General features: G+C 64.5%; 1 protein-coding gene. It reads right to left on the reverse strand.

Annotated elements, in window-relative coordinates:
- Positions 1-279 (reverse strand): MFS transporter (locus tag JHD07_RS29040; RefSeq protein ID WP_291628404.1); only part of this gene is annotated, 279 nt, incomplete at both ends.

Below are 279 nucleotides of genomic sequence, written 5' to 3' on the forward strand. Positions count from 1 at the left end.
TCGGGACGTTGCCGATGAAGGCGACGCCGATGCCGACACAGATGCCGATCGAGAGCTGGAACTGCCACAACGCTTGCGCGTGGCTCGCGATCAGGAAGGCCGAACCGAGTAGGAGCAGCCCGAGCGCATAGACGAGGCGTGGGCCCGAATGATCGAACAGGCGGCCGACCAGCGGCGCGGTCAGCCCGCTGACAAGCCAGGTCAGGGAATAGATCGAGACCGCCTGGGCGCGATCCCAGCCAAGGTTTTCGGAGATCGGCTTGAGGAAGACGGTGAAGC

Source organism: Bradyrhizobium sp., assembly GCF_016462955.1.
Classification (GTDB): domain Bacteria; phylum Pseudomonadota; class Alphaproteobacteria; order Rhizobiales; family Xanthobacteraceae; genus Bradyrhizobium.